Source organism: Frankia sp. AiPs1 (assembly GCF_023716945.1).
Taxonomy (GTDB): Bacteria; Actinomycetota; Actinomycetes; order Frankiales; family Frankiaceae; genus Frankia.
The window spans coordinates 1-6,168 of record NZ_JAMQQF010000346.1; the positions used below are offsets into that span (position 1 = coordinate 1).

Annotated in this window: 4 protein-coding genes and 1 pseudogene; 2 read left to right on the plus strand and 3 right to left on the minus strand. The window is 73.0% G+C overall.

The genetic code is table 11. The features are described 5' to 3' along the window. The coding region (locus tag ND748_RS22470) for an alpha-(1->3)-arabinofuranosyltransferase family protein (RefSeq protein ID WP_251747949.1) at positions 1-3,552 on the plus strand (3,552 nt) is incomplete at its 5' end. A gap of 1,178 nt (positions 3,553-4,730) precedes the next feature. Here ND748_RS22470 and ND748_RS22475 read toward each other — a convergent pair. After that, a complete protein-coding gene (locus ND748_RS22475; protein WP_251747950.1) occupies positions 4,731-4,946 on the minus strand; it encodes a hypothetical protein in 216 nt (71 codons plus the stop codon). Between the two features lie 87 nt (positions 4,947-5,033). Between ND748_RS22475 and ND748_RS22480 the strand changes: the two genes are divergently transcribed. After that, a complete protein-coding gene (locus ND748_RS22480) occupies positions 5,034-5,201 on the plus strand; it encodes a hypothetical protein (protein WP_251747951.1) in 168 nt (55 codons plus the stop codon). 347 nt (positions 5,202-5,548) lie between these two features. Here ND748_RS22480 and ND748_RS22485 read toward each other — a convergent pair whose 3' ends face one another. Next, the gene (locus tag ND748_RS22485) at positions 5,549-5,974 is read right to left on the minus strand and encodes a DUF3037 domain-containing protein (protein WP_251747952.1); all 426 of its coding nucleotides are present in this window, start codon (positions 5,972-5,974) and stop codon (positions 5,549-5,551) included. Next, positions 5,967-6,168 (minus strand): annotated as a pseudogene (locus tag ND748_RS22490) (hypothetical protein); the annotation flags it as partial. The gene ND748_RS22485 and the pseudogene ND748_RS22490, both read right to left, overlap by 8 nt.

Genomic DNA, 6,168 nt, shown 5'->3' on the forward strand with positions numbered 1-6,168 from the left:
GGCGGACGCCGCGCCCGCACCGCTGCCGGCGGCGGCGGCGCGCGGAGCTGGCGGCCAGCGGTTCCCCAGCTCGCCATGGGACTGGTGCTGGTGCTCATCGCCGCGGACATGTCGCCGCTGTTCCGCGGCGAGTTCGTCGAGCCACTGCTGCAACGTCCCGAGCAGGTCCCCGCCTACGAGACGCAGGTCGCCAAGGCGCTCGACGCCGGCGACGACGGCTCGCGGGTGCTGGAGCTGCCCGGCGCCGACTTCTCGCACTACCGCTGGGGCAGCACCCTCGACCCGGTCACCGAGGGGCTGATGGACCGGCCGCTGGTCCTGCGCGAGCTGATCCCCTACGGCGAGGCCGGCACCGTCGACCTGGTCCGCTCCCTGGACCGCCGGATGCAGGAGGGCGTGCTGGAGACCGCCGCCGTGCCGGACCTGGCCCGGTTGATGGGCGTCGGCGACGTGATGCTGCGCAGCAACCTCGCCTACGAGCGTTACCGCACTCCGCGGCCCCGCTCGACGTGGGATCTGTTCACCTCCACCCGGCCGGCCGGCCTCGGCGCGCCACAGACCTACGGACCGCCGGTGGCCGAGGATCCGGGGATCCCGTTCACCGACGAGATCACGCTGGGCACGAAGGCCTCGGTGCCCGATCCCCCGGCGTTGGCCGTCTTCCCCGTGTCGAACACCCAGCCGATCCTGCGCACCGCCACCACCACCCGACCGCTGCTGGTCAGCGGCAACGGGGAGGCGCTCGTCGACGCGGCCGCCTCCGGGCTGCTCGCCGAGCCCATCGCGTCCGGGCGGGCGATCCTCTACGCCCCCGAGTTGGCCAGCAAGCCGGGCGAGCTCGCCCAGGCCCTCGACGACGGCGCCGATCTGCTCGTCAGCGACACCAACCGGCTGCGGGCCGAGCGCTGGACGGGGGTCCGGGAGAACTACGGCTACGTCGAGCAGCCCGGCGTCGCCCCGCTGGTGAAGGACCCGAACGACAACCGGCTGCCGCTGTTCGGCGACGAGACGACCGCCAACGAGACGACGGCGGCTCTGCACGCCCCCGGCGAGCCGGTGCAGATCGCCGCGGTGACGGCGTCGGCCTACGGCAACTCCTTCGCCTACGGCCCGTGGGACCGGCCGGTGCGCGGCATCGACGGCAACATCAACACCGCCTGGCGGGTCGGCGCCTTCACCGACCCGACCGGTGAGGCCTGGCAGACGACGCTGGCCGCGCCGGCCACGACCGACCACGTGCGGCTCACCCAGCCGCTGTCCGGGCCGCGCAACCGGTGGATCACCCGGGCGACGCTGACCTTCGACGGCGGCTCCCCCGTCACCGTCGACCTCACCCCGTCGTCGCGCACCCAGGTCGGCCAGGTCGTCAGCTTCCCGAGCCGCACGTTCCGCACGCTGCACATCCGGGTCGACGCGACGAACTACGGCCGCCAGCGCACCTACGACAACGTCTCCGCGGTCGGCTTCGCCGAGGTCGAGATCCCCGGTGCGGACGGCAAGGCGCTGACCGCCGACGAGGTGCTGCGGATGCCGAGCGACAGCCTCGACGCCGCCGGCGCCTCCTCCCTCGGCCACCGCCTGGCCCTGCAGATGTCGCGGGACCGGGCCAACCCGGCCGAGCCGTTCAAGCAGGACACCGAGGAGATCATCAGCCGGTCGTTCGCGCTGCCGACGGCGCGGACGTTCGCGCTGACCGGCACGGCGCGGATCTCCGCGTACGCCGCCGACGACCACATCGACCGCCTGCTCGGGCGGCCGGCGAACCTGCCCGTCGTGACCTCGTCCGGCCGCCTGCCCGGGTCGCTCGCGGCCCGGTCGTCGAGCGCCTTCGACGGCGACACCACCACCGCGTGGAGCCCCGGCATCGGCGACCCCGGGGGCAGCTGGCTCCAGGTCGTCTCGCCGACCCCGATCACCACCTCCTCGGTGACGATGTCCCTCGTCGCCGACGGTCGGCACTCGGTGCCGACCCGGATCGGGCTGGTGGTCGACGGTCAGGTCATCGGGTCGGTGCCGGTGCCACCGGTCACCGACACCACCCAGCGTGGCGGCACGCGGCAGGTGACCCTGGCCTTCCCGGCCGTCACCGGTAGCACCTGGCGGTTCGTCGTCGACGACGCGCGCACCGTCAAGAGCATCGACCCGATCAGCCGGTCGCCCCTGTCGATGCCGGTGGGGATCGCCGAGATCGGGCTGCCGGGCCTGGCCAACGGAGTCACCGAGGCCCCGGGCTCCGCCGGTGCCGCGGATGGGAGCGCCGCGGGCGCCGCCCCGGCCCTGCTTCCGGCGCAGCTCGCGGGGACCTGCCGGGACGACCTGCTGAGCGTCGACGGCCATCCGGTCGGCGTGCGCATCGACGGTTCGACCTCCGACGCGGTGAACCGCCTCGGCCTGCGGGTGTCCACCTGCGGCGGGGCGCTCCCCCTCGGCCCCGGCGAGCACGTGGTCAAGACCGGAGACGGCGCCAAGCTGGGCGTCGACATCGACCGCCTGCTGCTCGCCTCGGATGCCGGCGGCGGCCCCTGGCTGGGCGCCGGCGACACCGGCTCCCCCACCGCTGCCCCGGGCACCGCTGGCACCCCCACCCCCGGCACTCCCGCCACCGGTGCTCCCGCCACCGGCACTCCCCCCGCCGCTGGTACGGGCGCCGTTGGCGGAGGGTCGGCAACCGGTTCCGCCGGACCCGCCGCCGCAGGAGGCACCGTAGCCGGCACCTCGGCTGCCGGGGCAGCCGCTGCGACCGGGGCGGCGCCGCGGATCACCGTCCAGTCCTCGGCCGCGACGTCGTTCACCGCGCAGGTCACGGGGGCCCAGCCGGGGACGCCCTTCTGGCTGGTGCTCGGCGAGAGCCTGTCCCGGGGTTGGAAGGCGACGGTGAACGGCGCCGACGCGGGCCAGCCGAGGCTGGTCGACGGCTACGCCAACGGTTGGCGGATCAACCCGACGGCTGCGGCGTTCACCGTGACCCTGACCTGGGCGCCGCAGCAGATCGTCCGCTATTCGCTGGTGCTCTCCGCGGTGACGGTCGTGTTCTTCCTGGCCCTGCTGCTGATCACCACCCGCCGCGTGCGGCGCCGGCGGACGGCGACGGCGGGCGCGGGCGGGCCGGGACCGGACCTGCCGACGGTCGATCCCTGGTCGATCCGTCCGGCCCGGATCGACTGGCGGACGGCGGCGTACGCGGCGGTGGGGGCCGGGCTGCTCGCCACGGTCCTCGTCTCGGTGGCCGCCGGGATCGTCGTCGCCCTGGCCACCGCGATCGCGCTGCTCGCCCCGCGCGGCAGGTGGCTGACCCGGATCGGGCCGGCGGTCTGCCTGGCGATCAGTGCCCTGTACGTGCTGGAGGTGCAGGCCCGCCATTCGCTGCCGACGAACGGCGACTGGGTGGAGGCGTTCGGCCGGGTCGCGACCGTGTCGTGGCTCACGGTGCTGCTGCTGGCCTCGGATCAGCTCGTCGCGATGCTCCAGGGACGTCGCCGGGCCGCGGCCGGGCCGTCCGGGCCGCCTCTCGCGGGGCCGAGCGGGACGGAGCCGACCGCCGACACCCGCTGATACGGCTGCCGCGGCGCGTTCCGACGTGCTGGTTCCGGCCCCCGCGGCCATTGCCACCTTCCCGCGGCCATTGCTACCTTCCCGCGGCCATTGCTACCTTCCCGCGGCCATTGCTACCTTCCCGCGGCCACGGCCACCTTCCCGCGGCCGTTGCACGGTCGTGTTCGCGCTGGCCGTCCTGTTCCATCGCCGGCCTGTCGGTCGCGGTCGCGTACCACATCGGCACCGTCGAACCACCCGGCGTCCTCGCCGAGAAGGCGCACCTGTCGGGTGGCTTCTGGGACTCGGGGGGCCGAGCGCGGCCAGCCCGAGTCGACGGCCTGAGCGGGTCACCGCGGCGAACCCGCCAGCCAGCCTCGATCACGCATGCACACGGTTACCAGCGTGGCCCGCCTTCACAAGGGAGCTTGTCCGTTCGGTCCCCCTTTTTGGGGAACTATCGACGCCCTCGACACGCGGAGCCCGACCGTCTCGCGACAGAGAGTAACTACGATCTTACCTGCTGCCTAGTATCCCCCTGCCAGCGGCTGGCCAGGACCGACATCCGTCGATTCCGAGGACCGATTGCATCAGGCGGGGGAATGACGCGAACAGTGCAGGCAAGGCCACCCATTGGACGCCACCGGCAGAAAATCCGAACAGGATTTTCGAGGAGGGCCAGACCGACGGGGGCACCTGGCGGGGAAATCGTGGGGAGCGCGTCGGCGTTGAATTCGTCGATGCCTTCTTCTCGCCGTTCTCTGCATCGCCCCGCTATTTCTGCTGGGCGGGCGGATACACCCGGCGCTCGCGGTCTTCGAGCAGTCGGGATCCATCGAGGACGACAGCCGTCAGATCAGCTACGTGAACATGTGGACCACCTGCGGCGGCTGCGCGCCACCCACGGACAACAGCAGCTACCGCTACTCGGTCGCCGCGGGGGCGACGGTCGGGATTCGGTTCACCGGGGCCCAGATCGACATCTACGGCATCCGCTCCCCGCAGGGCGGAATCATTACGGTGAGCATCGACGGGCACGCACCCTACGCCGTCAACACCTTCGCCCCGCTGCCCACCAGGGCGCTGTTCTACCGCTCGTCGGTGCTCAGTGACGGGCCGCACACCGCCTTCGTCGTGAACCTCGGCCGATCCGCCGGCGGATCGACGGGTACCTGGGTCGGCTTCGACAAGGCCGACACCTACCGCGAGATCACTCCGACCGCTCCGCCAACCACCCCGCCGCCCACTACGCCACCGCCGACCACGCCGCCGAACCGCTCCGGACTGCCGTGGCTGTCGGGCGTCAACGGGGATCCGATCATGGTGCCGGCCACCGTCGACAGCTTCTGTGCCGACCGCGGCAGCCCCTGCGACCTCTCCCACGTCTTCGTGAGCCGCAACAGTTGGCAGAACATGGTCGCCCCATCCTGGGCGGAACAGAACTTCGCCGGCTGGCCGGGCCGACTGGTCCTCTCCGTGCCACCGTTCCCGGAATCCAGTTCATGTGGGACTGGCTGCGGGAACGGGCTGGCAAGGGACTGTACTACGAGAACTACTTCAACTCCTGCGAGCCTCCCAACGTCGGCTCGAATCTCTATCGACCGTTGGACATCGAGCACTGCCTGTTCAAGAACAACCAGTCCGCGGCCCGCTACGGCGCGCTGTGGTGACGCGCCGGCTCACCTGGGCCCTCCCGTCGTCCCCCAGCGTTGGCCCCGCCGACAGCGGCCACTGTCAGTAGCCGGATGCCAGGCCGATGCCGCACGGGCTGCGGCGGGGTGGGTTTCTTGCCCTTCCAGAGGGTCCCGTATCCGATTCGTCCCTCTGGAAGGCAAGGAAGTGCGGCGGTCGCAGTGGTACGGGGCTACGACCGGCCAGGGGGCACGGCCGGACAGGGGGCACGGCCGGACAGGGGGCACGGCCGGACAGGGGGCACGGCCGGACAGGGGGCACGGCCGGACAGGGGGCGCGGCCGGACAGGGGGCGCGGCCGGGCCTGGCCAGGGGGCACAGCCCGGTCAAGGGGTCGCGGTGTCGGGTCCGGGCGGGGGAGTCGGGGGTCCCGGCGGGTCGACCAGCAGGGCTGCGAGGCGGTCCAGTTCGGCCTTCGGGTCTGTGGTCAGGCCGGTGTGGACGGGCGAGGTCTGCACGACGGTGCTGCGCGGCGCGGTCAGCCAGCGGAAGCGCTCCCCGGCGGTGAGCCGCCCCGCCGGGCCGGCCTGCTCCCCGCCGCAACAGACGGCGTGAAACGCGGCGAGGTGGGCGACGACGACGGCCGGGTCGAGGTAGGGGTCGAGGACGCCCAGGCGTCCCTCGTCGAGCCGGCAGCGCAGGTCCAGGTAGCGGGAGCGCTGGCAGTACAGCATCACGCCGACGTTGACGAACTCGCCCCGTTCCACCCGCGGGACGATCCGGATCACCGCGTACTCGAACAACTCACGCATCGCGGTTCTCCGCAGCCGCCGCCCCGCCGGTCCGCAGCCAGTCGCCGGCGCGCAGCCAGTCCGGCCGCCCCGTTCCACCCGAACCAGCCGACCCACCCGAACCAGCCACACCAGCCGGGCCGGTAGTTCCACCCGAGCCGACCGGGCCGGCACCGCGCCGGCGGCTCGAGACCGTGGCGGCCGCGGCCCGGGCG

Bases quoted from the DNA above. Each gene is read 5' to 3' on its own strand.
- ND748_RS22475 (WP_251747950.1), bottom strand. From the start codon at position 4,946: ATGTTCTGCCAACTGTTGCGGCTCACGAAGACGTGGGAGAGGTCGCAG.
- ND748_RS22480 (WP_251747951.1), top strand. From the start codon at position 5,034: ATGTGGGACTGGCTGCGGGAACGGGCTGGCAAGGGACTGTACTACGAG.
- ND748_RS22485 (WP_251747952.1), bottom strand. From the start codon at position 5,974: ATGCGTGAGTTGTTCGAGTACGCGGTGATCCGGATCGTCCCGCGGGTG.